The 25,554-nt window shown below is 65.6% G+C and carries 27 protein-coding genes; 7 read left to right on the top strand and 20 right to left on the bottom strand.

The features are described 5' to 3' along the window. Positions 1-15 precede the first annotated feature (15 nt). Complete coding sequence (locus tag GA0071312_RS06850) at positions 16-606, top strand: NAD(P)H-dependent oxidoreductase (RefSeq protein WP_074444340.1); 591 nt, start codon at positions 16-18, stop codon at positions 604-606. A gap of 416 nt (positions 607-1,022) precedes the next feature. Further along, entirely contained in the window at positions 1,023-1,181 is a 159-nt protein-coding gene (locus GA0071312_RS19920; protein ID WP_165603978.1) for a hypothetical protein, read from the top strand. 103 nt (positions 1,182-1,284) lie between these two features. Here the strand turns inward: GA0071312_RS19920 and GA0071312_RS06845 are convergent, their stop codons facing one another. The 8 genes from GA0071312_RS06845 to flgB form a co-directional block, all read right to left on the bottom strand. Next, positions 1,285-2,889 carry a gamma-glutamyltransferase family protein gene (locus GA0071312_RS06845; protein ID WP_074445974.1) on the bottom strand — a complete coding sequence of 535 codons (1,605 nt, stop codon included), beginning with the start codon at positions 2,887-2,889 and terminating at the stop codon, positions 1,285-1,287. 157 nt (positions 2,890-3,046) lie between these two features. After that, the gene (gene cckA, locus GA0071312_RS06840) at positions 3,047-5,575 is read right to left on the bottom strand and encodes a cell cycle histidine kinase CckA (RefSeq protein WP_074444339.1); all 2,529 of its coding nucleotides are present in this window, start codon (positions 5,573-5,575) and stop codon (positions 3,047-3,049) included. 30 nt (positions 5,576-5,605) lie between these two features. After that, positions 5,606-6,673, bottom strand: coding sequence for a flagellar biosynthesis protein FlhB (flhB, locus tag GA0071312_RS06835; RefSeq protein WP_074444338.1), 1,068 nt, complete (start codon positions 6,671-6,673; stop codon positions 5,606-5,608). A 9-nt stretch (positions 6,674-6,682) separates the two neighbouring features. Next, a complete protein-coding gene (fliR, locus tag GA0071312_RS06830; RefSeq protein ID WP_074444337.1) occupies positions 6,683-7,438 on the bottom strand; it encodes a flagellar biosynthetic protein FliR in 756 nt (251 codons plus the stop codon). A 96-nt stretch (positions 7,439-7,534) separates the two neighbouring features. Continuing rightward, entirely contained in the window at positions 7,535-7,801 is a 267-nt protein-coding gene (gene fliQ, locus GA0071312_RS06825; RefSeq protein ID WP_074444336.1) for a flagellar biosynthesis protein FliQ, read from the bottom strand. Between the two features lie 40 nt (positions 7,802-7,841). Next, a complete protein-coding gene (gene fliE, locus GA0071312_RS06820; protein ID WP_074444335.1) occupies positions 7,842-8,162 on the bottom strand; it encodes a flagellar hook-basal body complex protein FliE in 321 nt (106 codons plus the stop codon). A gap of 27 nt (positions 8,163-8,189) precedes the next feature. Continuing rightward, on the bottom strand, positions 8,190-8,600 hold the full coding sequence (flgC, locus tag GA0071312_RS06815) for a flagellar basal body rod protein FlgC (RefSeq protein ID WP_074444334.1): 411 nt from the start codon (positions 8,598-8,600) through the stop codon (positions 8,190-8,192). Between the two features lie 21 nt (positions 8,601-8,621). After that, positions 8,622-9,020 (bottom strand): flagellar basal body rod protein FlgB, encoded by a 399-nt coding sequence (gene flgB / locus GA0071312_RS06810; RefSeq protein WP_074444333.1) that lies wholly within the window; start codon positions 9,018-9,020, stop codon positions 8,622-8,624. Positions 9,021-9,260: 240 nt separating this feature from the next. Between flgB and GA0071312_RS06805 the strand changes: the two genes are divergently transcribed. Together GA0071312_RS06805 and fliP are read left to right on the top strand one after the other, a co-directional pair. Next, positions 9,261-11,462, top strand: a complete 2,202-nt coding sequence (locus GA0071312_RS06805) for a hypothetical protein (protein WP_074444332.1) — start codon at positions 9,261-9,263, stop codon at positions 11,460-11,462. A 123-nt stretch (positions 11,463-11,585) separates the two neighbouring features. Continuing rightward, positions 11,586-12,380, top strand: a complete 795-nt coding sequence (fliP, locus tag GA0071312_RS06800; protein ID WP_420819959.1) for a flagellar type III secretion system pore protein FliP — start codon at positions 11,586-11,588, stop codon at positions 12,378-12,380. A 4-nt stretch (positions 12,381-12,384) separates the two neighbouring features. Here fliP and ccoS read toward each other — a convergent pair whose 3' ends face one another. The 8 genes from ccoS to GA0071312_RS06760 form a co-directional block, all read right to left on the bottom strand. Beyond that, on the bottom strand, positions 12,385-12,579 hold the full coding sequence (ccoS, locus tag GA0071312_RS06795) for a cbb3-type cytochrome oxidase assembly protein CcoS (protein ID WP_074444331.1): 195 nt from the start codon (positions 12,577-12,579) through the stop codon (positions 12,385-12,387). Beyond that, complete coding sequence (locus GA0071312_RS06790) at positions 12,576-14,885, bottom strand: heavy metal translocating P-type ATPase (protein WP_074444330.1); 2,310 nt, start codon at positions 14,883-14,885, stop codon at positions 12,576-12,578. Before GA0071312_RS06790 ends, ccoS begins: the two co-directional genes overlap by 4 nt. A 4-nt stretch (positions 14,886-14,889) precedes the next feature. Beyond that, on the bottom strand, positions 14,890-15,414 hold the full coding sequence (locus GA0071312_RS06785) for a FixH family protein (protein WP_074444329.1): 525 nt from the start codon (positions 15,412-15,414) through the stop codon (positions 14,890-14,892). Between the two features lie 31 nt (positions 15,415-15,445). Beyond that, positions 15,446-16,936, bottom strand: a complete 1,491-nt coding sequence (ccoG, locus tag GA0071312_RS06780; protein WP_083204403.1) for a cytochrome c oxidase accessory protein CcoG — start codon at positions 16,934-16,936, stop codon at positions 15,446-15,448. 128 nt (positions 16,937-17,064) lie between these two features. After that, a complete protein-coding gene (locus GA0071312_RS06775; RefSeq protein ID WP_074444328.1) occupies positions 17,065-17,697 on the bottom strand; it encodes a pyridoxamine 5'-phosphate oxidase family protein in 633 nt (210 codons plus the stop codon). A 10-nt stretch (positions 17,698-17,707) separates the two neighbouring features. Further along, on the bottom strand, positions 17,708-18,043 hold the full coding sequence (locus tag GA0071312_RS06770) for a lipid-A-disaccharide synthase N-terminal domain-containing protein (protein ID WP_074444327.1): 336 nt from the start codon (positions 18,041-18,043) through the stop codon (positions 17,708-17,710). Next, the gene (locus GA0071312_RS06765; protein WP_074444326.1) at positions 18,040-18,786 is read right to left on the bottom strand and encodes a glycosyltransferase family 2 protein; all 747 of its coding nucleotides are present in this window, start codon (positions 18,784-18,786) and stop codon (positions 18,040-18,042) included. Before GA0071312_RS06765 ends, GA0071312_RS06770 begins: the two co-directional genes overlap by 4 nt. After that, complete coding sequence (locus tag GA0071312_RS06760) at positions 18,783-20,531, bottom strand: ArnT family glycosyltransferase (protein ID WP_074444325.1); 1,749 nt, start codon at positions 20,529-20,531, stop codon at positions 18,783-18,785. Before GA0071312_RS06760 ends, GA0071312_RS06765 begins: the two co-directional genes overlap by 4 nt. A 291-nt stretch (positions 20,532-20,822) precedes the next feature. On the opposite strand from GA0071312_RS06760, the gene GA0071312_RS06755 reads away from it, so the two are divergent. The 3 genes from GA0071312_RS06755 (at position 20,823) to GA0071312_RS06745 (ending at position 23,212) form a co-directional block, all read left to right on the top strand. Then, positions 20,823-21,464 carry a transglutaminase-like cysteine peptidase gene (locus tag GA0071312_RS06755; protein ID WP_165603977.1) on the top strand — a complete coding sequence of 214 codons (642 nt, stop codon included), beginning with the start codon at positions 20,823-20,825 and terminating at the stop codon, positions 21,462-21,464. A gap of 264 nt (positions 21,465-21,728) precedes the next feature. After that, positions 21,729-22,439, top strand: a complete 711-nt coding sequence (locus GA0071312_RS06750) for a transglutaminase-like cysteine peptidase (protein WP_238947145.1) — start codon at positions 21,729-21,731, stop codon at positions 22,437-22,439. Between the two features lie 149 nt (positions 22,440-22,588). Beyond that, positions 22,589-23,212, top strand: coding sequence for a 2-dehydro-3-deoxy-6-phosphogalactonate aldolase (locus tag GA0071312_RS06745; RefSeq protein ID WP_074444324.1), 624 nt, complete (start codon positions 22,589-22,591; stop codon positions 23,210-23,212). Between the two features lie 102 nt (positions 23,213-23,314). Here the strand turns inward: GA0071312_RS06745 and GA0071312_RS06740 are convergent, their stop codons facing one another. The 4 genes from GA0071312_RS06740 to GA0071312_RS06725 form a co-directional block, all read right to left on the bottom strand. Next, the gene (locus tag GA0071312_RS06740) at positions 23,315-23,809 is read right to left on the bottom strand and encodes a F0F1 ATP synthase subunit B family protein (protein ID WP_074444323.1); all 495 of its coding nucleotides are present in this window, start codon (positions 23,807-23,809) and stop codon (positions 23,315-23,317) included. Positions 23,810-23,825: 16 nt separating this feature from the next. Then, a complete protein-coding gene (locus tag GA0071312_RS06735) occupies positions 23,826-24,365 on the bottom strand; it encodes a F0F1 ATP synthase subunit B family protein (protein WP_074444322.1) in 540 nt (179 codons plus the stop codon). A 125-nt stretch (positions 24,366-24,490) separates the two neighbouring features. Further along, positions 24,491-24,730, bottom strand: coding sequence for a F0F1 ATP synthase subunit C (locus GA0071312_RS06730; protein ID WP_074444321.1), 240 nt, complete (start codon positions 24,728-24,730; stop codon positions 24,491-24,493). A gap of 57 nt (positions 24,731-24,787) precedes the next feature. Continuing rightward, positions 24,788-25,537 carry a F0F1 ATP synthase subunit A gene (locus GA0071312_RS06725; RefSeq protein WP_074445969.1) on the bottom strand — a complete coding sequence of 250 codons (750 nt, stop codon included), beginning with the start codon at positions 25,535-25,537 and terminating at the stop codon, positions 24,788-24,790. Positions 25,538-25,554 lie beyond the last annotated feature (17 nt).

The raw sequence follows: 25,554 nt of genomic DNA, 5'->3' as shown, positions 1-25,554 counted from the left end.
GACTATGCGCATCCCATGCACATCCTGCTGGTCTATTCTCACCCCTGCGAGGAGAGCTACGGCGCCGCCCTGCGCGATCGGGCGGTCGAGAGCCTGAAACAGGCCGGCCACAGCGTCGACCTTCTCGATCTCTATGCCGAGGGTTTCAACCCCGTGCTCGATGCCGATGAGCGGCGCGGCTATCATACGCCCGGCGAGAACGAGAAACCGATCGCCGATCACCTCGCCCGGCTGCGCAAGGCCGAGGGGCTGATCTTCGTCTATCCCACCTGGTGGTACGGCCCGCCCGCCATGCTGAAGGGCTGGATCGACCGGGTCTTCGTACCCCACGCCACTTTCAGGATGCCGGAGCGCGGCAAGCCGATCGCCCGCGTGATGACGCATATCCGCGTCGTCGGTGCGATCTCGACGCTGGGCTCGCCGCTCTGGTGGTGGTGGCTGATGGGCATGCCGGGCCGGCGCATGCTGCTGACGGGGATCTCGGTGCTCTGCGCGCCGAAAGTCCGCACCTTCTGGCTCGGCCTCCACCGCATGGATTCCACCACCCGCGAAGAGCGCACCCGCTTCCTCGACAAGGTCGGCACCCGCCTCGCCCGTCTGCGGTGAGGGGTGCGGCCATGGTTGCATGTTGATACAACCAAAACTCCTCTTTTCAATGTATAATGCGTGTTTTACTGTCGCCACAGAGTCGGCGAAATCCGGCCCCGGGGCCTAGAATCCCCTTCCTGTAGCGGTTGGTGCGACCGAAAAGGCACCTCCTCGACCTTCATGGCCGGGGAAGCGCTGGCGCATGTCCAAGGCTTCGGCCCAAAGGCCAGTGCGGTCGTCCGTAGACGGCTTTCTAGCTCCCCGGTCACCAGAGCGAACCTCTGGTGACCACGAAAACCCGGTTTCAGGATGGTTTCGGGGAGTTCGAGCATGGAAGAGACGACATTCTGGCGGATTCTGTTTGCCACCTATCAATCACTGACGGACTGGATCAAGGCGCTCTGGCTGATCATCCCGCCGGTGTCATCTTCGCCATGACAGCGCTGCTCCCGCGCGCAAAGCGTCCCGTGCCCGAGGTCGATGGCGAACTCGTCTATACCGTGCAGCGCGACGCATCCGGCCAGTACCGCATCCTGCGCCACATGCCGTCCGATGACACCCCGGCCCTGCTCCCGCTGGAGCCGCGCAGCTAAGCCGTCGATGCAGCGCGCACTCCCCCCTCCCTCCGTGGAGAGGGGAGTTCTGGCGCGGCCTTCATGAAAGGCGCACTTCACGACGCACGCTCCGCCGGACGGGTTACCAGCCCAGCGCGCAGCCATCCTTGCGGGGATCGGAAGCGCCGGTCAGGGTGCCTGTCTCGTGGTCGATGGCGATCGCCTGGGCACCGCCCAGCGGGGCGTCGAGAACGGTGACGGCGCAGCCGTTCGCCGCCAGATAATCCGCCACGCCCGCATCGATGCCGGTCTCGACCTGCGTCTCGCCCTGATAGGCAAAGGCGCGGGGCGCGTCGATCGCCTCCTGCAGCGGCATGCCCTGCTCGTAGAGCCGCATCATCAAATGCGCGTGACCGCCGGACTGGTACTGCCCGCCCATCACGCCGAAAGGCAGGACCGGCCTGTCGCCCTGCATGACGAGGCCGGGGATGATCGTATGCATCGGGCGCTTGCCGGGTTCGAGCCGATTGGGATGATCGGCCTCAACGCTGAAGCTCGCGCCACGACAATGCAGCATTACGCCGCTTTTCGGCGCCAGCAGAGTCGCGCCGAACGGATGGAAGATGGAATTGATGAAGGAGACGACGAGCCCGTCCGGATCGACGACCGAGAGACAGATCGTATCGGTCTCCCAGGGAGCGGGGCCGAGCCTGCGCCCGGCATGGGCGGCATGCGCGTCGAGCGCCGGGCGCGCCGCCTCGCGGCGCACGAAATCGATCGCCGCCTGCCCGAGGAAATCATCGACCCCCGTCTGCATGAAGGCGGGATCGGTGATGGCGCGATCGCGCAGGAAATAGGCTGCACGGGTGGCTTCGAGATAGAGCCGCATGCGCTCGCCCGGATCGGTGCAGCCGGTCCAGACATCCCAGTTCTCGAGCGCTGCGAGGATGAGCAGCGCCGTGGCGCCCTGGCCGTTGGGCGGGCATTCGAGGATGTCGTGACCCTGGTAGCGCCCGGCGATCGGGGCTGCGTAATCGCTCGTCTGTGCGGCGAAATCATCGAGCGCATGCACGCCACCCAGCGCCTTCAGCGTGGCGACGATGTCATCGGCGACCTCTCCCTCGTAGAAACCGGCCCGCCCCTTGCGCCCGATCAGCCGCAGCGAGGCCGCGAGCGCGGGTTGGGCATGGCGCGCGCCCAGCGCCGGGGGTGCCCCACCGGGCAGGAAGACCTCCGCCGTGGCGGGGTTGCGCGCCAGGCGCTTCGCATGGGTCTGCCAGTCGAAAGCGACGCGCGGGGCGACTGCATAGCCCTCCTCGGCGACTCTGGCAGCCGGTTCGAGCAGTTCCGCGAGATCGAGTTTGCCGTAATCTTCATGCAGCCGGCACCAGGCATCGACGGCACCGGGGATGGTCACCGCATGCGGGGAATTGTCGGCGATCTCGCCCAGCCCCTGATCGACCAGAGCTTGCCGGTCGCTCGCCGCCGGCGCGCGGCCCGAACCGTTGATGGTCACGGGCTTTGCCCCTGGCTTCGCGATGATGGCGAAGCAATCGCCACCGATTCCCGTCATGGCCGGCTCGACCACACAGAGCATGGCGGTCGCCGCGATCGCCGCATCGACGGCGCTGCCGCCCTTGCGCATCACCTCGACGCCGATCAGCGAGGCCTGTGGATGGGAGGTGGCGATCATCGCCTGTGTGCCATAGACGGCGGAGCGCCCGGGGCGCTGGAAATCACGGTTCATGCGGTCATCGTCTCCCTCGGTGATACGCGCCGGCAACGCCGATCCGCGCATCCTGCATATCGTGCGATCATAATCTCTGATCGATGCGGGCGCGCCCCCTGATCCTGCGCAGAAACGACGAAAGGGATGTGGCGTGGCGCGCGGTCGCAACGGCTGCTCAGCGCGCCATCACGTCCTTCACCGTCTCGACCAGCTGCTTGAGGGTGAATGGCTTGGGAAGGAAGTTGAATTCCTCGCCCTCGGGCAGGTTCTTGCGGAACGCGTCCTCGGCATAGCCGGAGACGAAGATCACCTTCAGCCCCGGATGCTTGCCGCGCAATTCGCGCAGAAGTGTCGGCCCGTCCATTTCCGGCATCACCACGTCGGAGACGACGAGATCGACCGGGACTTCCTGCTCGTCCATGATCTCCAGCGCCTCGAGCCCGGATGCGGCTTCGAGCACGGTATAGCCGCGCGCGGTGAGCGCACGGCCATTGACCGCACGCACCGGATCCTCGTCCTCGACCAGCAGGATCACGCCCTCGCCGGTGAGATCGCGCGCCTCCTCCTTCGCGGCCTGGGGCTGTTCCTCGTCGGCGCCCTCCTCCGGGACATGGCGCGGCAGGAAGACCCGGAAGGAAGTGCCCTGCCCGATCTGCGAATCCGCATAGATGAAACCGCCCGACTGCTTGACGATCCCGAACACCGTCGACAGGCCGAGCCCGGTCCCCTTGCCGATATCCTTGGTGGTGAAGAAGGGTTCGAAGATCTTGTCCATCACGTCGGGCGGGATGCCGGTACCGGTATCGGAAACCTCGACGAGGACGTAATCGGCGCCCGGCATGCCGGTCAGCGCGAGTTCTGCGGCTTCCTGCGCTTCGACATTGGCAGTGCGGATGGTGAGCTTGCCGCCATCGGGCATGGCGTCGCGGGCATTCACCGCCAGATTGACCACGACCTGCTCGAACTGGTTCACATCCGCCTTGATCGGCCACAGATCGCGCCCGTGGCGCAGATCGAGCTCGACCCGCTCACCCAGCAGGCGTTTGAGCAGCATCGACAGATCCGACATGACGTCGCCGAGCTGCAGCACCTCGGGGCGCAGCGTCTGGCGGCGCGAAAAGGCGAGCAGCTGGCGCACCAGGCTCGCGGCCCGGTTGGCATTCTGCTTGATCTGCATGATGTCCTGGAAGGCCGGATCGGTCTGCCGGTGATTGGCCAGGAGCAGATCGGAATAGCCGATGATCGCCTGCAGGACGTTGTTGAAATCATGCGCCACACCACCGGCGAGCTGGCCTACGGCCTGCATCTTCTGGGCCTGCGCGAATTGCCGTTCGAGCTGACGCTGCTCGCTGGTATCGAGCGCATAGAGCAGGACCGCCTCGCCCTCCTCGTTCTCGCCCTCCTCGGCCGGGCTCAGCCAGATCCGCGCCGAGCGGGCGCCATCACCGGCGAGCGAGACCTCGACCGGCGCGACGCCCGAGCGCGCCTCGGCGGCGTCGTGCAGGGCCGCCGACAGCGCCTCGCGGTCCGTCTCGGCGATCTGGGCGAACAGGTTGGGCCCGTCATCCTCGCCGCGCTGCGCGGGGCCGAACAGCCGCGCGAAGGAGGCATTGGTGCGCAGGATCCGCCCGCCGCGCTGGAGCGTGGCGATGGCGACGGGGGTATTATTGAAGAAACGCGCGAACCGCACTTCCGCCGCGCGCTGACCCTCTGCGCTGCCCTCCTCGCCGGCGGAGCGGTTGAGCACCAGCGAGCGCGAGGCACCAACCTCGCCGTCCTGCCCGAAGGCGACACGGTGATAGATCCGCACCGGCATGGCCTGCCCGTCACGGCGGCGCATGTCGAGATCGAAGGTCTCGGTGCGCACCTCGCCGGGGGCGCCGGTGATCGTGGTCATGATCGCCACGACATTGGCCGGCAGCACATCCTCGATGCGCAGGCCGCCGGAGCCCACCTCGGCGAGATCATGGCCGAGCCAGGCGGCGAGAGTGGCGTTGATATAGGCGATCGAGCCGTCGATCTCGACCGAAAAGAAGCCCGCCGGCGCGTGATCGAGATAGTCGATGGCGTGCTGCAACTCCTGGAAGACGTTCTCGTGGCGCTCGCGCTCATGGGTCACGTCGGAGACGCTCCACAAGGTGGCCGTGCCGCCACCGGGACGCGGGAGCGGGCGCACGCGCACCCGGTACCAGCCGAAATCCGCACGGCCGGCGAGGCCGGGCGAGAGGCGTATCTCTTCGGCCAGCGCGCGGTGTTCACGGGCGGCCTGTGCCAGCCGGTAGATCGCCTCGGAGACTTCCGGCGCGCCGACGAACAGACGCTCGACCGGTTTCACATCCGCAGGATCGCGCGCGCCGGCAAAGGCGAGATAGGCCTCGTTGGCATAGACGATGCCACCATTCTCTTCCGTGACGACGAGCCCTTCGCCGGCGCTGTCGGCCATGGCTTTGGTAAGGTCGTTGCGCCCGCTCGCACCCGAGAACTGCAGGGCGCCGATGGCATAGGCGGCGATGAAGAAGACGCCGGCCACGGCGAGCAGGGCGAGAATCGCCATGATGGCCATGCGCGCCTGATCACCGCTGAACAGGTTCAGCCCCAGAAACGCCACCGGCAGGGCGATGGCGAGCAGCACCAACAGCCAGATATTGCCGGATTTCTCCGACCTGTCGATGGTGCTGCGTGCTTTGTCGCCCGTTGGAGCCATTGATTGGAAACCGCCTGTGCTGAACGTCACTTATGCCCGAATACGCCGCAGTCGCAAGACGTATCCGATCACTTCCGCGACCGCCTTGTAATGTTCCACCGGGATTTCGTCCTCGATGTCCACACTGGCATGCAGGGCCCGCGCGAGCGGCGGGTTCTCGACGATGGGAATGGCATTCTCGTTCGCGACCTTGCGGATGCGCAGGGCGAGGTGATCGACGCCCTTGGCAACGCAGATCGGCGCCTGCATGCCCTGTTCGTATTTCAGGGCCACGGCATAGTGGGTGGGGTTGGTGATGATCACCGTGGCATCGGGCACCGAGGCCATCATGCGCCCGCGCAGGCGCGCCATGCGCGTCTGCTTCATCTTGGCCTTGACCTCGGGGTTACCTTCGGTCTGCTTGTATTCGTCCCGCAACTCCTTGCGCGTCATGCGCTGCTTGTTGTACCAGCGCGTGCGCTGATACATCAGATCCGCAACGGCGACGAAGAAGAACAGCACCAGAATGCCGAGCAGCATCTTCATCGCGCCGCTCTGCGCCGCCTGCGGGATCATCCGGGGTTCGACCTGAACCAGCAGGTCGAGAGTATCTCTCTCGCCCCACAGAATGATTCCGGCCAGCACCCCGACGATCAGGATCTTGAGCAGGCCCTTGGCGAAATTCACCAATGCCTCCACGCCGAAGAGGCGCTTGGCGCCGCTGATCAGCGAGATCCGCTCGAGCTTCGGCTGAAGCGGGTCGACGGTCCAGAGCGGACGATGCTGGATGGCGCCGCCTGCCAGCCCGGCGAACATGATGAAGATGAAGGGCAGCGCCAGCACGCCGAGCATGCCGAGCAGCACGTTGCGCGCCACGATGTAGAAACCCGCCCCGTCGGAGGGCACCTGATGCGCATTCATCAGGAAGCCGCGCATCTCGTCCATGAACCCGATGCCCATCGGGCGGGCGAGAACCGCGATGCAGAGCGCGAGCCCGCCCAGAACGAACAGCGTATTGAGTTCCTGGCTCTTGGGCACGTCACCCTTGCGAAAGGCTTCATCCAGTTTTCGCTGGGTTGGCTCTTCCGTACGATCGTCGTTTTCGGCCTGTTCCGACATCTCAATGCCTCACAGACCGGCGATCTCGGCCAGATAATCGCCGATATCCTCGAGAAACACACCCATCATAACGCCGACCACGGCGAACAGGATCACCATGCCGAGCAGGATCGTCGCCGGCAGACCGAGGAAGAAGACGGGCATCTGCGGCATCAGGCGCGCGAGCACACCCAGCCCGAGATTGAACAGGATCCCGAAGACCAGAAACGGCGCCGAGATCTGGATGGCGAGACGAAACCCGCGCGCAGCCGCCTGCACGCCCAGAGCCGCAGCATCCCCGGCCGACGGCAAGCCGCCCGGCGGCAGGAGATCGTAGGAATTGCGAATCGCGGCAATGGCGAGATGGTGCAGATCCGTCGCAAAGATCAGCGTGATGCCCAGCAGCGAGAGAAAATTGCCGATCGCAGCCTGCTGACCGCCCATGGCGGGATCGACGGCCATGGCGAAGCCGAGACCGATCTGCTGCGCGATGATCGTGCCCGCCGTCTGCAAGGCGCCGATGATCAGCCGTGTCGCCATGCCGAGCATCAGCCCGACGAAGATCTCGCTGATCAGCAGCGTGATCAGCTGCGGCCCGCCCTCGCCGATCGGCAGCGTCGCCTGCGTCGCGGGAAACATGACGAGCGTCAGCAACAATGCGAAGCTCAGCCGCGCCCGCGCCCCCAGAGACTGCTCGCCGATGGCGGGGAGAAGCATCACCAATGTGCCGACCCGCGCGAAGGTGAGCAGGAACGCCACGGCGATCTGGGGAATCAGCAGGTCCATGGGCAATGATGTTAACCATATTCCGCGCGCCGTGCCCCTGATTCGTGCCGTGCCTCACCATCAAAATCGTCGCGCGGGATGCGCGCCTGCCGGTCATCAGCCTCCCGTGGCGATCTGCTCTGCGATCCGGCGCATATAGCCGCCGAGCGCATCACTCATGAAGGGCAGGAAGATCAGCAGCGAGCTGAACACGGCGATGATCTTGGGCACGAAGATCAGGGTCTGCTCCTGGATCTGCGTCAGGGCCTGGACCAGCGAGATGGCGAGACCGACGCCCAGCGCCACCAGCATCACCGGTGCGCCGACACGCAGGAATGTGAAGATGCCGTCACGCGCGATGTCGAGAATGAGCGAGCCTGTCATGGGATTGTTCCGATACCTGTTCATGGCTGCGCAAGCGCCGTCAGACCGGCATGCGCATGATTTCCTCGTAAGCCTGGATCACCCGGTCGCGCACGGCGACGAGTGTCTCGATCGCGGCCTCGCTTTCGGCCACGGCGGTGACGACGTCGACGACATCGGCCTTTCCGGCCGCGACGGCTGCGCCCTGCGCCTCGGCGGCCTGCCCGCTCTCGCGCACGGAGCCGAGGGCGGAGCCGACCATGGCGGAGAAATCGGGCAACTCACCCGTCTGAGCCGTACGCCCGGCGCCGGCGGCGGTGCTGGTCTGGCCGATATTCTGGACGGCGGCATAGGCGCCGGCCGCGAAAGCGTTGGTAGCCATGGGCGGTTACTCCCTCTTGCCGCGCCGTCAGGCGCGCAGGATGTCGATCGTGCGCGTGATCATGCGGCGCGTGGCGGTGACGAGGTTGAGATTGGCCTCGTAACTGCGCTGGGCCTCACGCATGTCCATCTGCTCGATGAGCGAATTGACGTTGGGCAGTTTCACCTCGCCGTTTTCGTCGGCGGCGGGATGGCCGGGGTCGAAACGCGTGCGGAACGCGCCCTGGTCCTCGCGGATGCGCCCGAGTTGCACCGTGTGCGACTGCAATTCGCGGTCGAACCGGTTGGTGAAGCTGGGCACGCGCCGGCGATAGGGATCACCGCCGGGGGTGTTTGCCGTGGAATCCGCATTGGCGAGGTTTTCGGCGATCACGCGCATGCGGCCCGACTGGGCCTTCAGGCCGGATGCGGCGACGGAAATGGTCTTCATGAAGTCCATGGGCGATCACCTTGAAAGAGGTCAGCGTCTGCCTGTCGCGATGCGCAGCATCGAAAGGCTCTTTTCGTAGAGAGAGGCGGCGAGCTGATAATCCGACTGGTTCTGCGCGGATCTCAGCATCTCCTCCTCGAGGTTCACGGCATTGCCGTTCGGGCGCACCTCGAAGCGCGCCGCGTTGCGTTCACTCATGCCGGGGCGCGCCTGGTCCAGGGCGAGATGCCCCGGCGCCGTACGCGCCACCTGGAGATTGCCACCGACGGGACGCCCCCGTGCATCGAGCTGCGGCTCGGCCACGTCGCGCGGCTTGAAGCCGGGCGTATCGGCATTGGCGACGTTTTCCGCGATCACCTTCTGGCGCGTCTGGTGCCAGTGCATGCGCGTCTTCAGCTTCTCGATCAGCGGCAGACCTGCGACGGACACCGGACTTCTCCGTTACTCGAATCGCGTGCGGCCCTCCGGCGGCACTGGGCAAAATTTGCCGTGCGTATGGTTAACGGGGAGTTAAGGAGGGGTTAAGGATGACATGCAAATGCCGCTTTTCCCCCGTTGAAATCCACAGAATGCTTGCGCGCAAATGCATTGAAGGCGATAACGCGTGTGGCCCTATCGATCAGCACGGCCATTCGTCTGCCGTGCGCAAAGAAGAGCGTGCGTCCATCTATGCTCGGTTTTGAAGTCTCACCCGTCGTTCAATACGTCATCGCCTTCGCGATCATCGCGATCCTTCTGGCCCTGTTCGCCATCGTCCTGAAGCGGATCGGCGGCAAGCGTTTCGCCATGGGTGGCGAGCGCGGGCGCGGGCGTCAGCCAAGGCTGGGTATCGTCGATGTCTATGATCTCGACCGCCAGCGCCAGCTCGTGCTGCTGCGCCGTGACAATGTCGAGCATCTCGTCATGCTGGGCGGGCCGAATGATTGCGTGATCGAGAGCAATATCGTGCGCGCGCCCCATGGCCGGGCAATGGCCCCGCCGGCGATGGAGGTTCCGTTCGAGCCTGCGCCGGAACAGGCTATCACCGGCCAGCCGGGCTATCAGCCGGGATTGTCGCAGGGTTCGCCCCCGCAAGCGGCGGCACCGATCGCCGCCGCCGCGATGGTGCAACCCGCCGCTCAGCCGCCGCCTGCCGCCTCGACCGGCGCGCCCCCTGCGCAAGCAGAACCCCCGCCACCCCCGGGATTCGCCCCGCAGCCGCGCCGGAACGCCGGGCCACAGCCGGAGATGGAACCGCCGGCACAGCAAGGCCTCTCGCAGGCGATGGAGCCGGTCGTCGCGCAGCCCGCGCAGAAGCGCGCATCAGAACCGGGGGCCGAATCCAGGCGCGGCCTGTTCGGCTTCGGGCGACAGGCGCAAACACGACCCGCCGAAAAGCCCGCGCCGCAATTCCCGCCGCGCCCGCGCACCACGCCGGTGGCGCCCGACAATCCCCCGCCTTACCCGCCGCGTTCGCGCACCACGCCGAACCTGCCCGATGCGCCATCCGACAGCGCCGGGGAAGCGCCGTCTCACGCGGCGGTCGGAGGCGGTATGGACGCAACGCGCCTTTCCGGTGCAGGCCTTGCAGCTGCGAGCGCCGATGACGCGTTGACTCGCGCCGGCGGCGAAGCCGTGCCCTCCCCCGCTTCCGCTCCGGAGGCCGCTCCCGCCGCTCGCGAGGATGCGCTGTTTTCCGATATGGCGCGCGAGCTCGAAGCCGCATTCAAGCGCCCGGCCCCGGCTGCGCCCGCAGACGCGCGGAGCGCCCGCGTAACACCATCCCCCGACGCCCCCGTCGACACACGCGGTGATGATGCACCGGCTCCAGAAGCGCCCGTTTTCATCAGCTCCGAGCCGCCCGCCTTCCCGGCGCGCACCGCCCCGCCGGTCGCAGAGGCGCCGCGCCGACAGAGCGAGGATGCTTTCTCCATCGAGCAGGCTTTCGCCGAGGCCGTACCGAGCAGGCGCGAGGCCGCCGGGTCTGCAATTGACAGGTCTCCTATCGACGACTCTCCTCTTGTCGAGTCTTCTCTTGCCAAGTCCGCTCTTGCCGAGTCCGCTCTTGCTGAGTCCGCTCTTGCCGAATCTTCGTCCACCGGGACCGCGCCTGAGATCACGGCACCCGAAACCGCGCCGGTCACCGGGGACGGCTCAGACGATCATGCCCCCGCCGGAAGCCCGCATGCTCCTGCACCCGGCATGACCCCGGCTCCGACTTCCGGTCCGGCGCATTTTGCCTCCGCCATCGAAGAGAGCCCGCAACCGCAGGCCCCTCCACGCGCTGATGTGCAGACGGATACGCAAGATCCGGACCCGCGCTTCCCGGAAACAGAAGAGCCGGCAGCATCTCCGGCCTTCGCCCAGGCGCAGGCAATCATCGCTGAAGAAGCGCTCGCGGAAGCAGCGGAAGCCGAGGCCGCGCCGGAAGGTGCCGCGCATACGCATGCGCGCTCCGTCGATGATGTCGCGTCGCACGCACAGCCGGGATCCGAAACGGCACCGGAGCCGGAACTCACGGCCGATGCCGACACCACGGAGCCGGCCATCGAGGAAGAGCCAGCCGCCCATCCCGCAACCGGGGCATTCGCGCCGCAGGACACTGTGCGCGCAAAGCGCGATACGACCGTGCAGGATGGCGTCACAGAAGAACCCGCAGCCCAGGCATCTGCAGACGAGGCATCCGCAGACGAGGCGCCCGCAGACGAGGCATCTGCAGACGAGGCACCCGCAGCGGAAGAGGCCAACACGGCAGATCAGCCACAAGCCGAACCGGCGCCGAAAGAAGAAAAGCCCGGCGGCAAGGTCGATCCGTTCTCGGTAGACGAGATCGAAGCGGAATTCGCCCGTCTGCTCGGACGCAGCACGGACAAGGGTCCCAAAAGCTCTTGATAGCCCGCTTGCGCCCGCTTGCCGCGCTTGCGCTGCCGTGATTCGCGTCGCACCGTCCCGTAACAGGACATGCGGAGCGAATCAGCGGTGCAGGCGGATCACGGGGGCAGGAGCCACACAGGCATGGGTTGCGCGAACGCGCTGCGGCGTGATCGCCGGGAGCGCGCGCGCGCGCGTCTCATGGCCCTGCGCATGCCCGCCGCCTGCCTGGTCGGCACGGGTGCCTTCCTCCTCGCCTTCCCCAGCCTCGCCCAGACCCTGACCCTCGATCTCGGTGAGGAGGGCGGCGTCACCGAGCGGGCGCTGCAACTGATCGCGCTGATCACGGTCCTCGCGCTCGCACCCTCGATCCTGGTGATGGTGACGTCGTTTACCCGGATCGTCGTGGTGCTTTCCCTGCTGCGCTCCGCATTGGGCACGATGACGGCCCCGCCGAACGGTGTCATCATCGGACTCGCGCTGTTCCTCACCGCCTTCGTCATGGCACCGACGCTCCAGGAAGCCTACGAGGAAGGCGTCGCCCCGCTCATCGCCGGTGAAATCAGCCAGGAAGAGGCCTTTACCCGCGGCGTCGCTCCGTTTCGCACCTTCATGCTCGCCCATGTCCGCGAGCGCGATCTCGAACTCTTCATCGACATGTCGGGTCAGACCGATCTCGAGGGCCCCGACGATGTCCAGTTGCACGTGCTGGTCCCGGCCTTCATGATCTCGGAGCTGCGGCGCGCCTTCGAGATCGGCTTCCTGCTCTTCGTGCCCTTCATCATCATCGATCTGGTGGTCGCCTCGATCCTGATGTCGGTGGGCATGATGATGCTGCCGCCGATCACGGTCTCGCTGCCATTCAAGCTGATCTTCTTCGTGCTGGTCGACGGCTGGAACCTCGTCGCGGGATCGCTGGTACGCAGTTACGGCTTGTAGCGCCTCAGATGTCGTCGCGCTTACGCGGCTTGTCGGTTTCATCCGCATTCTCGTCGCGCAGATCATCGTCATCAAGAATGCGCAACGCCGCCCCTTCGAGATCCTCGTACTGGCCCGAGCGCAGCGACCAGAGGAAGGCGATCAGCCCCATCAGGCCGAGGCTGAGTGCGATCGGCAGCAGGTAGATCAGGACATTCATGATGCAGCCTCCGAGGGCGTGACCGCCGGAGCGGGGGTGATCATCGCCGTCGCCTGTGATCTGGCATGCGTGGAAGCCGGAGCAGTACTCGCTCGAGCCCCGCGCCCCGCGCCCCGCGCGCGCATGGCGTTGAGCGTGACAATCACCGAGGAGCCCGACATTGCGACCGCCGCGATCAGCGGGGTGACGTAGCCGAGCACCGCAATCGGCACGGCGATCAGATTGTACACAGTCGAAATCCACAGATTCTGGCGCATGATCATCAGCGCCTTGCGCGACAGGGCGACGGCTTCGGCCACCGGGCGGAGGCGATCGCCGAGGGCGAGGGCATCGGCACAGTTCTGGGCCAGATGCGAGGCGCTGATCGGCGAGATCGAGGCATGGGCAGCCGCCAGCGCCGGAGCGTCATTGAGCCCGTCGCCCACCATCAGCGTGCGCCGCCCCTCACCGGCGAGACGCGCGAGAATGGCGGTCTTGTCGCCGGGCTTGCAGCCGGCATGCCAGTCAGCAATGCCGAGCGCCTCGGCGGCCCGGCGAACCGGCCCTTCGCGATCGCCGGAGACGATCATCACTCCGAGGCCGCGCCGTTTGAGATCGGCGACGACATCGCCGGCATCGGCGCGCAGGACCTGGCGCAGCAGCAGCACCGCCACGCGCGCACCATGGCGCAGGACGATCGGCGTCGCATCGGGCTCGCCACGCAGGGCATCCGTGACGGCATCCTGCGCATCGCAGAAATCCGGGCTGCCCAGCCGCGCCTCGATGCCGTCGACCATGGCGCGCACCCCGCGTCCCGGCTCCTCGACGACATCGTCGAAGGGCGCTCCCGCCGCGCCATCGCGCGCCAGTGCCCGGGCCAGGGGATGGTTGGAGCTCTGGCCAAGCCTGCTTGCGAGCGCCACCATCGCGTCATCGAGGGCGCCGCGATTGACGAGCCGCGCTTCGGGCGTGGTGAGCGTACCGGTCTTGTCGAAGACCACCGTATCGCAGGCGGCGATGCGCTCGACACCGTCACCGGCGGTGAGCAGAACGCCGGAGCGAAACAATGCGCCGGAGACCACGACCTGCACCGCCGGGACGGCGAGCCCCAGCGCACAGGGACAGGTGATGATCAGAACCGCGACCGCCGTGATCACCGCGAAATGCAGATCCGCGCCGACCAGCAGCCAGCCGATCAGCGTCAGCGCAGCGGCGGCATGCACCACGGGCGAATAGAGTTGCGCGGCACGATCGGCGATCTGCACATAGCGCGACTTCGCCATCAGGGCCTGATCGAGCAGCTTGTTCACCTCGGCGACGAGGGAATTCTCCGCCGCCGCGACGGCGCGCAAGGTCAGCGCTCCGGACAGATTGAGTGTCCCGGAATGCAGCTGTGCGCCCTCCCCCACCGGCTCGCGCGCCGTCTCGCCGGTGACGAGACTGGCATCGACATCCGACAGCCCCGTGACGACCACCCCGTCCACAGGCACCCGGTCCCCTGGACGAATCTGGAGGAGATCGCCGGTCCTGACCGCGAGAACCGGGATTTCAGTCACCCCGCCATCGGCATCGAGCCGCCGCGCCGTCTCGCCGCGCAGGGCGAGCAGATTGCCGGCCACGGCGCGGGTCTTCCTGCGCATGATCTGATCGAGCACCCGCCCGGCGAGCAGGAAGGTGAGCAGCATGGTGGCGGCGTCGAAATAGGCGTGTCTGGCTGAATTCATGGTCTCGATGACCGAGATCCCCACCGCGAGCAGCACGCCCAGCGAAATCGGCACATCCATACCGAGCGAGCGCGCCTTCAGCGAGCGCAGCGCCCCGCGAAAGAAGGGCTGGCCGGAATAGGCCACGGTGGGGATCGCGATCAGCGCCGAGATCCAGTGGAACAGATCGCGCGTCTCGGTATCGATATCGGCCACATTGCCCGACCAGACCGAAACCGAGAGCAGCATGATGTTCATGGTGGCGAATGCCGCCACCCCGAGACGCTTCAACAGATCCGATGTCTGCGCCGCCTCGATCTCCTCCTCACGGCTGCGCGTGAAGGGATAGGCCTTGTAGCCGAGTTTGTGCAGCCGCGTGACGGCAAGCCCGGGATCGACGGGGGCCGTTTCATGGCCATCACCATCCATCGCCGCGTCGAAAACGAGATGAAGACGCTTGTTCGTATAATTCAGCCGTGCATGGGCGATACCGGGTCCCGCGACACCCTGTTCGATCTCCCGGATACAGGCGGCACAGGTAATGCCGTCGATCGCGAGATCAAGCTGCGCGCAACCCTCCCTGTCGCGCGTCACGAATGCCGAATAATCGATCCGTTCGCTCATCCGTTCAGCGTAGCATGACGCGGTTGCGCGAATGGAAGACCTGTTCGTCACCCTCGCTGAAGGTCAACACCAGATCCCACTGTCCCGCCGGCACGTCCGCGAACCGGGCCTCGTAGACGCCGTACCCGATACGCTCCAGTGTCGCGGGGCGATCAAGATTGCTGTCGGCGGGGCGCGCGAGCACCACCTCCCCGGCCATGTCGGGCAGCATGTTGCCGTCACGATCACGCGTGGTGATCTCGGCATAGGCGCCGCCATCGGCGCGGCGCTCGACGAAAGCCTCGATTTGCCAGCCCCGCGCCTGCTGCTGTTCCGCGCTCGCGAGCGTGGTGTTGAACTCCTGGCTGGTGCGGTAGGCGCTGTCGGTCTCGAGCCCCCGGAACGTCGCGATGGCATTGGGCAGGAGCAGCCCGAGATTGACGAATATGACGACACCGAAGAAGGCGAGAATCATCGCCAGAACCTTGCGCCCGGTCAGCGGCTTGCCGCCGGGGACGTAGTCGTTTTCGAAACGCTCGGGGGAGGACATCGTTCGGCTTCCTGTTTTGCCCGACCCGCTCTCACTCGGCGGGTCGGATGAAATTGTCACTCGTCGTGGCGACCTCGCCGCTCTCAGGCTCTGTCAGCACGAAGGTGATCGGCGTCGATTCGGGGATGTTCGCAGGATCGGGAATGGTGACCAGCACGCGGACCTCGCGGGTCTGGGCCGGGCCGACGGGCATTTCGATCACGCCCTCCGAGACATGCAGCGCACCAAGCGCATCGAGATCGACTGCGGGCAGCCCCGTCACCGCGAGGGTGAAGGCACGTTCCTCCAATGCCTTGTTGGACAGGCGAATGGTGTAGGCGTTGCGGATCGAACCATCGGAAAGCTGCACATAGAGCGGATTGCGGTCGTGCTGGGCCGAGACGTCCATCGAGCCACGACCGACGAAGGTGAACAGCATGATCCCCGCGATCAGCCCGATCAGCGCCATGTAGACGATGGTACGCGGGCGCACGATCTTCGAGCGTTCCTGCGGCTTGCCCTCGAGGCGGCGCTCCAGATTGTACTCGCTGTCATAGGTGATGAGATCGCGCGGCAGGCCGACCTTTTCCATCACGTTGTTGCAGGCATCAATGCACAGGCCGCACTGGATGCAGCCGAGTTGCGAACCGTCGCGGATATCGACACCGGTGGGGCAGACGGCAACGCATTGGCCGCAATCGATGCAATCGCCCGCCGGCTCGCCCGCCTCGCGCAGGGCGCGGTTCTTCTTGACGGAACCGCGCGGCTCGCCGCGATCCGCCATGTAAGTGACGTTATAGGCATGCTCGTCGGTCAGCGCCGCCTGGATACGCGGCCACGGGCACATGTAGACACAGACCTGCTCGCGCATCCAGCCGGCCAGCGTGTACGTCGTGAAGGTGAGGATGCCGATCCAGAGATAGGCCACGAAGGGCGCCTGGAAAGTCGCAAGATTGTAGACGAGCGTCGGCGCATCGGCGAAATACAAGACCCACGCCCCGCCGGTCCACCACGCGATCATCAGCCAGACGAAATGCTTGGAGGCGAATTTCGAAACCCGCTCCGCGTTCCATGGCCCGTTATAGAGCCGCAACCGCTCGCGCCGGTCACCCTCGATACGCCGCTCCACCGCCATGAACAGATCGGTCCAGACCGTCTGCGGGCAGAGATAGCCGCACCAGATCCGCCCGGCCACGGCATTCATCAGGAAGAGGATCAGGGAGGCGAGGATCAACAGCCCCGTCAGATAATAGACTTCCTGCGGCCAGATCTCGATGAAGAAGAAATAGAAGCGCCGCGCCGGCAGGTCGATCAGCACCGCCTGATCGGGCGCATTCGGCCCGCGATCCCAGCGCAGGAAGGGCAGGAAGTAATAGACGCCGAGCGTGGCGACGAGGATTGCCCACTTGATCTTGCGGAACTGGCCCCAGACGCTTTGCGTGAAGAGCTGCTTGCGCGCCTCGTAGAGCGGGCCTTCGATATAGACCTCATGCTCTTCGTCGGGCTTGAGTTCTGGCTTGTTGGTGACGGCTGCGTCGGACATTTCGCCCCCGATACGGGATCCTGAAGATTGCACCGACTCTTATGCGAAACCAGCACTCCCGGCTTTGACAATGATCAAGCAGGGCTGCGACAAGCCGTCATGCAAGCGTTTTTACGCAGCTCCCGCGCTCAAGGCACCAGCCAATGCGCCTGGTGATCATCCGGGTCGAGACGAAAACGCGCGCGCCGGTGGCCGGCATGGTCGAGATAGAGTGTCTCGATCTCAGCGATGGTGATGGTCACCGCCGAGAAATTGGCTGCTCCTGCGACAATCGCGGCTTCGTCTTCAGGTAGCACGAATCCGCCCGCCGCCGCGATCGCGGTGCCCGGGGCCGGCTGTGTCGCGTAACAGGCCCGGCTCATCATCCGCGAGCCGTCCCAGGCCGCCTGCGCCAGAGCATCCCCCGCATGCAGTTGCGCCATTCCCTCCGCCCGCAGCTGGAACTTGCCACGCGCGTCATAGACATGCACGGCAACGCGCGGATCTGCGGCGATCTCTTCGCTCTTGAGGCCACGCTGGTCGGTGTGGAAGCGCAGGCTGCGCGCGCCCGTATCGACGGCGCGCAGCACCACCGTGCGCATGCGCGGGCGCCCGTCCGTGCCGAGCGTGGCGATGGTGGGGGTATGGAAGGGCGAGCGCCGGTCCTTCACCCCGCGCGCCAGGCAGGCCCAGGCATGGCGCAGGGTGGCATCGAGGTCATCGACGAAATCCGGACGGTAATGGGGCTCACCGGTTTCGCGCCGCTTCGTCTTCTCGCTCATCGCAGCCTCTTTAGCCCGATTCATGCTCCCGGGCTGCCCGCTCGCGCGCGATCAGCATCAGGTTGCGTGTGTAGATGAAGGTACCCAGCGCCTGGCCGAGGATGAAGACGGGATCCTGCCGGTAGATCGCATAGCCGAGCAGAATGAAGCCGCCGCCCAGCGAGAAGAACCAGAAGGAGATCGGGATGACACTGCGCCCCGCGCGCTCGCTCGCGATCCACTGCACCAGAAAGCGGGCGGTGAACATCAGTTGCCCGAGCAGGCCGATCAGCACGACCATGTCGAAATTGGCGATGAAGATCGTATGCAGCCCCGCACCGATATCATCGATCAGATTGGCGATCATGAACGCGTTACCTCTTCCACCTGCGGCACGCGCCGCCTGCGCCGGATCAACCACCAGACGCCCATCAGATCAAGCAGACCCACCCAGAGCCGGTCGAACAGGCCGTAATTCGACACGCCGGCGAAGCGTGAGCGGTCCTGCACGTCGACATGCACGATATCCAGACCCTCGCGCCGGATCAGCGCCGGCATGAAGCGGTGCAGCGCATCGAAATAGGGCAGACGCAGATAGGTGGCGCGGGCAAAGCATTTCAGCCCGCAGCCGCTGTCGCGGGTACCGTCTCGCAGAATCGCGCCGCGCACCGCATTGGCCAGCCGTGATTGCAGCCGCTTGCGCAACCCCTTGCGACCGAGCCGCTGGCCTGCCGCGAGGCCAACCCCCGGCCCGCCGGCCTCCAGCGCCGCGAGGAGTTTGGGAATGAAGGCCGGATCGTTCTGGCCGTCCCCGTCGATGGTGCAGCAATACAGCCCCGAGGCGCCCGTCACCCCCGTGCGCACGGCGGCGCTCTGGCCACAGCTCTGCGCATGGCGAAACACTTTCAGATGCGGTTTTTCCGCCATTGCCTCGCGCAGGATGCGCGGCGTCTCGTCGTTCGAACCGTCATCGACATAGACGATCTCGAACCCGTCGATCTCCGCGCAGGCTGCCTCGATCTCCGTGATCAGCGGCAGCAGGTTCGCCGCCTCGTTTCTGACGGGGACGATGACACTGAGACGGGGGCGGGAATGATCCTCGAGCGTCATGGTGCAACCCTGTAGACGCCGATATCGAGAGCGCGTCCGCCATTGATGTTGAAGCCCTCGACCCGCGTGAGCAGGGCCGGCGTGACCTCGCTCTCGCGTAGCGCAGCAATGAAGGGTTCCTGCTGGCGGGATTCGACGAAGACCATCCGGCAATCGCCCCCTTCGAGGAATGAGACGGCATCAGCGCCGGAATTCAGCATGGCGAGATCCGTCCCCACGAGGAAGACGAGGCTCGGCTCGCGATAGCCCAATGTTCCGAAGGCCGGATCGGCACAATCGAGACTGCGCGCCACGGCGGCCAGATCAGGCGAGACCTGCAGCGAGCGCAGGAGCGGCTGCACGAACTGGAAGACACCGATGGACAGCACCATGGCCGAGGCGACGGCGGTCAGGGCGGCGGGCACCACCCGGCCTTTCAGGAACTGTCGCCAGGCGAAGAGCCCGATCAGCGCCGCCACGACGACGAGCGGCATCCCGAAGAGCAGCGTCCCGTCACCGAGCTGGATCCCGGCGATCGGCAGGGCGATGACGAGCACCAGCGGCACAAAGGCGAGAAATATCCCGACGGGGCGCGCCAGCGGACGATGCGGGCCGACGAAACCGTGGCTGATCGCCATGGCGGTGAGGATCGCGATCGCCGGATAGACCGGCATCACGTAATGCGGCAGTTTGGTCGGCACCAGTTCGAAGACGATCCAGCCCGGGACGATCCAGGCAAGCAGGAAGGCCACGACATCCACCCGCCGGTTCGCCCAGGCGAAGGGCACGGCGATCGAAGCCAGAATGGCGGCGGGCCAGAAGGTGACGAAGAACAGCGCGAGATAGGTCCCCGGCGGCGCCCAGTGGTAGATCTGCGCGGTGCCAAGCTTGCCCAGCATGTCCTGCCCTGCCGATGCAGCGAAGAAATCGGCACCGGCCCGCCAGCCAATGGCGATGAACCAAGGCGCGGCGATGGCGAGGGCGATCAGGATGCCGATACCGGGGCGCAGGGCGCGCAGCCAGTCGAGGGAGCGCTCGCGGATGCTCAGGGTCACGGCGGCGAGACCGGCGAAGAGAAGGATCACCGGGCCCTTGATCAGAACGCCGAGCCCGATCGCCCCCCAGAACAACAGCACATGCGCCCATGGCAGGATGGCCGCGCCCCGGACCAGATAGGCGCGCGCCAGCGCACCCATGGCGACGACGATACAGGCCAGCAGCATGGCGTCGGTCTTGGCGAGCCGCGCTTCGACCATCAGGATCAGGCTGGCCGCCATGAAGGCGGCGGCGAGAAAGGCCTCACGCCTTCTGGCGAGAGCGAGCCCGGCCCAGTATGTGGCGAGTACCGCACCCAGCGCGCCGAGGATCGAGGGCACGCGGTAGATCGCGACATTGGTGCGCGCCTCCGGCACGCCGAGCATTTCCGCGACGCTCACGCTTGCAGCCTGCATCCAGTAGATGCCCACGGGTTTCTTGTGGCGCGCCTCGTCCTGGAAGCGGATATCGATGAAATCGCCGGTCTCCAGCATCTGCTTCGTCGCCTGCGTATAACGCGGCTCGTCTCGGTCCATCGGCTGCAGAAACGTGATTCCGGGCAGGAAACAGATGCAGGCGATCAGCATCAGGAGCGCGCAGGCGCGCGCATGCCCCCCCTCGACGAACAGCATCAGACGCCCGGCCAGACCGCGACCCTGCTGCGGCTGTGCGCGGGAAGGGGCATCGATCACGTCACGGGAGAAAGCACTGCTTTCGCGGGGCATCGTCATGCGGGACTCCGGCCGGCTCCCCGCCATCCGGGCGAGGAGGCAAAGGATTCCGGTCATCTCTCCAATCCGGCGCGAAATGTCAAACCCCGGAATGCTCCCGGGTCATGGATTGCAGGTCCTTAAGCAGCCCTTACCGGGATCTCCGAGAATCGAGGCTTTTCACTGACGGCTGATTTTCCCTGACGGCAGAGAGGTTTGGGCGATGCCGGGATTCGATAAAATTTGAACTGTCTGCTTCAGCGGCAAACAAAACCGATGCGCCATCGTCTCCCCGTGGACAGGGAGACGATCATGCTTTTGACCATGTCGAAACGTGCAGCCATCTTCGCATTGGCTATCGGGACATTCCTCGCCTTGCCGGTTCTCGCCGATGCGCGAGAGACGATGCAGGCCTCGGGCGCCGGAAACGCCGGCGTGCCCATCGAACAGGGCAGCGCAAGTCCCATCGCCGGCTGGGTGGATTTCTGCCGGCAACATCCGCAGGAATGCCGTGTCGACATGTCCGAAGCCGCCATCATCACCTTGACGCGGGACAACTGGGCGCTGATCAACGAGATCAACCGTGCGGTCAATGGAGAGATCATCGCCAGGACCGACATGGAGCTCTACGGCACCCCCGATCACTGGACCTTTCCCGATTCCGGCTACGGCGATTGCGAGGATTACCAGTTGCTCAAGCGCAAACGCCTCGCCGATGCCGGGCTGTCACGCCGCGCCATGCGCATGACCGTGGTGATCGACGAGCAGGGCGAAGGCCACGCCGTCCTGATGGTCCGCACCGATCGCGGCGATTTCATCCTCGACAACGTCACCGACGAGGTCGTGTCCTGGCACGAGACACCTTATGTCTACGTGTCCCGCGAAAGCCAGCACGCCACCGCCTGGACGTCGCTCGGCCATACTTCGGCCCCGACCGCCACGGCGGCGCGCTGAGGAGGGCAGCCGACGCACGAGATTGCGACCCCCGGTCACGTCCCCACCTCCCGTCCCCAGACCGGGCTCGCATACGGGGCCAGCTGCCAGACAGCTGGCCCCGTTCCTTTTGACCGCCTGTTCCGCTTCACGAACGTTGTAGCGCCGCAACGCCACAGCCCGGCGTTAACCGTGTTTCCCCTTAGGGCTTGAACGCGTCCCCGGCGCCTGTCAGCTTTGGTTAACATTTTATTAAAATGTCTGGCAGATTGGGGAGCCGGGGGCATGCGGGATCATCAGGCACGGGATGTCGCGGCAGAGGTGGTGCCGGCGCGGACCTCCGGCGGCAGGGAACGGAGCTTGCGCTTCGGCATGATCGCGGGGGCGATCATGCTCGCCATGATGACAATGCTCGACGCCGCCCCCGCACAGGCCCAGCAATATGCCACCGTGCCCGAGCGCGTCACACCGCTCGAAGCCGTCGGCGACGCCCGTCCGATCCCGGCCTGGCGCGTCTTCTGCCAGCGGCATCCGCTCGAATGCGCGGTCGATCCGCGCGAGGCGGGCCATGTCACCCTGACGCCGCAGATCTGGGCGCTGATCACCCGCGTCAACCGCGAGGTCAATGCCGCCATCGCCCCGATGACCGACATGGAGCAATGGGGCACCGCCGATAGCTGGGATTTTCCCGAGGCGGGCTATGGTGATTGTGAGGATTACCAGTTGCTCAAGCGCAGGCGCCTCGCCGATGCCGGCCTGCCGCGCCGGGCCATGCGCATGAATGTGGTGCTCGATACGCGCAATGAAGGCCATGCCGTGCTCGAGGTCAGGACTGATCGCGGCGTCTTCATCCTCGACAACGTCACCGACGCGGTCCTGCCCTGGGACGAGACGCCTTACGTCTATATCAAGCGCGAGGGGCGCGACGATGCGCGCTGGGTATCGCTGGGGGGTGTCGCGGCCTCGCCCACAGCCGTGGCCGGCACCCGCCGCTGAACGGGCCGGGCGGCGCGAATGGCGCAGGGGCCGGCATGCCCGTCTGCGTGCTTGCCCGCTGCAAGATGCCTTCCGGCGGGTTAGACTGGCGCCGGTTTCACGACGTGGTCATGCGTTCGTGCCGATATAGCAGCCCCGGGAGCCCTCAGATGGACAAGTTCGACCTCGCCATGCGCGATATCCCCCTCGTCGCGGTATTGCGGGGGATCACGCCGGAGGAGATCATTCCGGTTGCCGACGGGCTGATGGCGGCGGGTTTCCGCCTCATCGAGGTGCCGCTGAATTCGCCGCGCGCCTTCGACAGCATCGCAGCGCTCGCCGCGCATTGCCCGCCGGAAGTGCTCACCGGCGCGGGCACGGTGCTCGACGTCACGCAGGTGCGCCGGCTTGCGCAGATCGGCGCACAGCTGATGGTGACGCCCAATACCGATCCAGACGTGATTCGCGCCGGTGCTGCGGCGGGGCTCATCCCGTTGATCGGCTGCCTGACCCCCAGCGAGGCGCTCAGCGCCGTGGCGAACGGGGCGCGCGCGCTCAAGATCTTCCCCGCCTCGCGGATGGGGCCGGATTATCTTGGGGATATCCGCGCGGTCCTGCCCGCTGGCACCAGGCTCATCCCCGTCGGCGGCATCAATGCGCAGAGCATGGCAGCCTTTCACGCGAAGGGCGCCGACGGGTTCGGCTTCGGCACCAATCTCTACAAGCCCGGCATGAGCGCCGAGGAGGTGGCGTCGAATGCGCTGGCTCTGGTTCGGACTTGGCGTGCTCTTTGAAACGCGCCATCATCTGTCTCGAAAAAAGGCCGCGCCGGAAACCGGTGCGGCCTTTTCATGATCGGATGATATCGGGAAGCACAGCCGGGCGCGCCCGGCAGTTCAGCTCAGAGTACGCCGTGTGTCCTGCAAGCCCTGCTTGATCAGTTCATCCCCGAGCGGCCCCTGAACGGAGCCACGCAGAACGGTCTCGGAAGCCTTGACCGCCGAGGCGATGGCAGCATCGCGGACCTCGATCATGGCCTGTTCCTCCGCCTGGGCGATCTTGGATTCGGCCGATGCGGTGCGCCGCGCGATGAAATCGGTGAGACGCGCCTCGGCCTCTCTGGAGATGCGTTCCGCCTCCTCGCGCGCGGCATTGACGATCTCGGTCGCCTCGCTCTCGGCGCGTTCGCGCTTGCGCTCGTATTCCAGAAGCAGGGCTTCGGCTTCGGCGCGCAGTCGGCGGGCCTCCTCAAGCTCTGCGGAAATCCGCTCGGCGCGCTTGTCGAGCCCGCCGCCGACTTTCTGGAAGACATTGAAGCGGAAGAGCAGCCAGATCAGCAGCAGAGTGCCGAGAGTCTGCCAGAAATAGGTGTTGGCGAGCAGTGCACTCATGATGACGGCTCCTTGTTCAGCGCTTCATCGCGGCGTCGAGTGCAGCCGAGACGGCGCCCTGCGGCGGCGCGTTGCCGGAAAGGCGCTCGACCATGGCGGTCGCGGCTTCCTCAGCGATTTCGCGGACATTGCCCATGGCCTCGGCCTTGCGGCTGGCGATGGTCTTTTCCGCATTGGCGAGCCGTTCGGCGAGATCCGCCTCGAGCTGCGTGCGCTTTTCTTCGCTTTCGGCGGCGAGCTTGTCGCGCGTCTTCTGCGCGAGCGCCTGCGCCTTGGCCTTGGCCTCGGCAAGCGCTTTTTCATAAGCTTCGCCTGCCTCTTCCGCCTTCTGCTTGGCGAGGGCGGCAGTGTCGAGATCGCGGGCGATGGTCACCTGACGGTTCTCGATGATGCCGTGCAGGCGTGGCGCGATGATACGGACCATCAGCGTGTAGAGCACGGTGAAGGTGATCACGAGCCAGATCAGCTGCGACAGGAAGGTATCCGTCTCGAAAGGCGGGAACGCGCCCTGATCTGCAGCGGCCTGCGCTACCACAATGCTGGTTTCTATCGCCATCTTACTGACGCCTCTTCAATGCGCGTGCCGGACTGTCCCCAGCCCGGCGCGCATGCGATTGGCTGGCTCACGCAACGGGGCAGCCGGATGCCGCCCCGCCGCACTCTCCCGATTCCGGAAGAGCGTCAGACGACGAAGAGCAGAACCAGCGCGACGACGAGACAGAAGATCCCGAGGCCTTCCGCAAGGGCGGCACCGATGAAGGCGCGGGCGAACTGGCCATCGGAAGCGGTCGGATTGCGCAGCGCACCGGAGAGGAAGTTGCCGAAGATATTACCCACGCCGAGCGCAGCGATACCCATGCCGATGCAGGCGATACCCGCGCCGAGATACTTGAAGGCCTCAGTGAGTTGAATCGGATCCATGTTGAACTCCTTGGGATTGACAGGCGAACTGAAGGGTGTGGACGAATGCGCCGATCCTCAGTGTCCGGGATGCAGCGCGTCGTTGAGGTAGATGCAGGTAAGCACCGTGAAGACGTAGGCTTGAAGGCCTGCAATGAAGATCTCGAAGGCGATCAGGGCGAATGTCATCAGGAAGGGCAGCGGAAACAGGACGTACCCGATGCCACCGACCGACAACAGCGACACGATGAAGCCGGCGAACACCTTGAGCGCGATATGGCCCGCCAGCATGTTGGCGAACAAGCGCAAGCTCAAGGAGATCGGACGGGAAAAGAACGATATCAGCTCGATCAGCACGATAAACGGAAGCAGCCACGACGGCACACCGGAGGGCACGAAGAGGCCGAGAAAGTGGAAACCGTGCTTGACGAGTCCGTAGACGATAACGGTACCGATCACCAGGATCGCGAGTGCGAAAGTGATGATGATATGGCTGGTTACCGTAAAGGCACCCGGTATCATCCCCACGAGATTGGCCACGAGTACGAAAAGAAACAGCGAGAAGACCAGCGGGAAGAAACGCATGCCCTCCTTGCCGGTCACCTCGCGCAGCATGTTCGCCACGAATTCGTAGATCGTCTCGGCAAGGCTCTGCCAGCGATTGGGCACCAGCAGCGTGCCCCGCGTCGCCAGCATCAGGCCGCCCGTGATGAAAGCGACGATGAGGATCATGTGGAGACCGGAATTGGTCAGGGCGACAGGCGAATCACCGATCATGCCGAAGCGGATGATCTCGGAGATCTCGAACTGCTTGACCGGGCTCGCCATCGTCTTCGGATCCTCGT

The organism is Saliniramus fredricksonii (assembly GCF_900094735.1).
GTDB lineage: Bacteria > Pseudomonadota > Alphaproteobacteria > Rhizobiales > Beijerinckiaceae > Saliniramus > Saliniramus fredricksonii.
Note: the sequence above shows the minus strand (reverse complement) of the source record. Positions and strands in the feature narration are given on the sequence as shown.

Excerpts from the sequence above, each read along its gene's own strand:
- GA0071312_RS06850 (WP_074444340.1), top strand. The coding sequence starts at position 16 with ATGCACATCCTGCTGGTCTATTCTCACCCCTGCGAGGAGAGCTACGGC.
- GA0071312_RS19920 (WP_165603978.1), top strand. The coding sequence starts at position 1,023 with ATGACAGCGCTGCTCCCGCGCGCAAAGCGTCCCGTGCCCGAGGTCGAT.
- GA0071312_RS06845 (WP_074445974.1), bottom strand. The coding sequence starts at position 2,889 with ATGAACCGTGATTTCCAGCGCCCCGGGCGCTCCGCCGTCTATGGCACA.
- cckA (WP_074444339.1), bottom strand. The coding sequence starts at position 5,575 with ATGGCTCCAACGGGCGACAAAGCACGCAGCACCATCGACAGGTCGGAG.
- flhB (WP_074444338.1), bottom strand. The coding sequence starts at position 6,673 with ATGTCGGAACAGGCCGAAAACGACGATCGTACGGAAGAGCCAACCCAG.
- fliR (WP_074444337.1), bottom strand. The coding sequence starts at position 7,438 with ATGGACCTGCTGATTCCCCAGATCGCCGTGGCGTTCCTGCTCACCTTC.
- fliQ (WP_074444336.1), bottom strand. The coding sequence starts at position 7,801 with ATGACAGGCTCGCTCATTCTCGACATCGCGCGTGACGGCATCTTCACA.
- fliE (WP_074444335.1), bottom strand. The coding sequence starts at position 8,162 with ATGGCTACCAACGCTTTCGCGGCCGGCGCCTATGCCGCCGTCCAGAAT.
- flgC (WP_074444334.1), bottom strand. The coding sequence starts at position 8,600 with ATGGACTTCATGAAGACCATTTCCGTCGCCGCATCCGGCCTGAAGGCC.
- GA0071312_RS06805 (WP_074444332.1), top strand. The coding sequence starts at position 9,261 with ATGCTCGGTTTTGAAGTCTCACCCGTCGTTCAATACGTCATCGCCTTC.
- fliP (WP_420819959.1), top strand. The coding sequence starts at position 11,586 with ATGGGTTGCGCGAACGCGCTGCGGCGTGATCGCCGGGAGCGCGCGCGC.
- ccoS (WP_074444331.1), bottom strand. The coding sequence starts at position 12,579 with ATGAATGTCCTGATCTACCTGCTGCCGATCGCACTCAGCCTCGGCCTG.
- GA0071312_RS06790 (WP_074444330.1), bottom strand. The coding sequence starts at position 14,885 with ATGAGCGAACGGATCGATTATTCGGCATTCGTGACGCGCGACAGGGAG.
- GA0071312_RS06785 (WP_074444329.1), bottom strand. The coding sequence starts at position 15,414 with ATGTCCTCCCCCGAGCGTTTCGAAAACGACTACGTCCCCGGCGGCAAG.
- ccoG (WP_083204403.1), bottom strand. The coding sequence starts at position 16,936 with ATGTCCGACGCAGCCGTCACCAACAAGCCAGAACTCAAGCCCGACGAA.
- GA0071312_RS06775 (WP_074444328.1), bottom strand. The coding sequence starts at position 17,697 with ATGAGCGAGAAGACGAAGCGGCGCGAAACCGGTGAGCCCCATTACCGT.
- GA0071312_RS06770 (WP_074444327.1), bottom strand. The coding sequence starts at position 18,043 with ATGATCGCCAATCTGATCGATGATATCGGTGCGGGGCTGCATACGATC.
- GA0071312_RS06765 (WP_074444326.1), bottom strand. The coding sequence starts at position 18,786 with ATGACGCTCGAGGATCATTCCCGCCCCCGTCTCAGTGTCATCGTCCCC.
- GA0071312_RS06760 (WP_074444325.1), bottom strand. The coding sequence starts at position 20,531 with ATGACGATGCCCCGCGAAAGCAGTGCTTTCTCCCGTGACGTGATCGAT.
- GA0071312_RS06755 (WP_165603977.1), top strand. The coding sequence starts at position 20,823 with ATGCTTTTGACCATGTCGAAACGTGCAGCCATCTTCGCATTGGCTATC.
- GA0071312_RS06750 (WP_238947145.1), top strand. The coding sequence starts at position 21,729 with ATGCGGGATCATCAGGCACGGGATGTCGCGGCAGAGGTGGTGCCGGCG.
- GA0071312_RS06745 (WP_074444324.1), top strand. The coding sequence starts at position 22,589 with ATGGACAAGTTCGACCTCGCCATGCGCGATATCCCCCTCGTCGCGGTA.
- GA0071312_RS06740 (WP_074444323.1), bottom strand. The coding sequence starts at position 23,809 with ATGAGTGCACTGCTCGCCAACACCTATTTCTGGCAGACTCTCGGCACT.
- GA0071312_RS06735 (WP_074444322.1), bottom strand. The coding sequence starts at position 24,365 with ATGGCGATAGAAACCAGCATTGTGGTAGCGCAGGCCGCTGCAGATCAG.
- GA0071312_RS06730 (WP_074444321.1), bottom strand. The coding sequence starts at position 24,730 with ATGGATCCGATTCAACTCACTGAGGCCTTCAAGTATCTCGGCGCGGGT.
- GA0071312_RS06725 (WP_074445969.1), bottom strand. The coding sequence starts at position 25,537 with ATGGCGAGCCCGGTCAAGCAGTTCGAGATCTCCGAGATCATCCGCTTC.